Annotated in this window: 1 protein-coding gene; it reads right to left on the bottom strand. The window is 60.3% G+C overall.

Features of this window, described 5'->3' with window-relative positions:
* Positions 1-247, bottom strand: a 247-nt coding sequence (locus ACP7IZ_RS13850) for a 1-deoxy-D-xylulose-5-phosphate synthase N-terminal domain-containing protein (RefSeq protein ID WP_426849748.1), incomplete at both ends; no start/stop codon positions are given.

Below are 247 nucleotides of genomic sequence, written 5' to 3'. Positions count from 1 at the left end.
CCGTCCTGTTAGAATCTTGTGGGGGTAGGCCTGATGGCCCACATCCCAGATTACCTTGTCATCAGGGGTGTCAAACACCGCATGCAGGGCAACCGTCAGCTCCACAACACCTAGGGATGCCCCAAGGTGCCCCCCTGTGGTGGAAACCGCGTCCACCGTTTCGGCCCGCAGTTCATCCGCAACCTGCTTAAGCTGCTCAACCGAGAGATTGCGCAGGTCCGCCGGATACTCAACCCGGTCCAGCGCA

Source organism: Acetobacter sp. AAB5 (assembly GCF_050106715.1).
In the GTDB taxonomy this organism is placed as follows: Bacteria; Pseudomonadota; Alphaproteobacteria; order Acetobacterales; family Acetobacteraceae; genus Acetobacter; species Acetobacter oryzifermentans.
The sequence above is the reverse complement of the archived record's forward strand: the minus strand, read 5'-3'. Positions and strand labels throughout refer to the sequence as shown.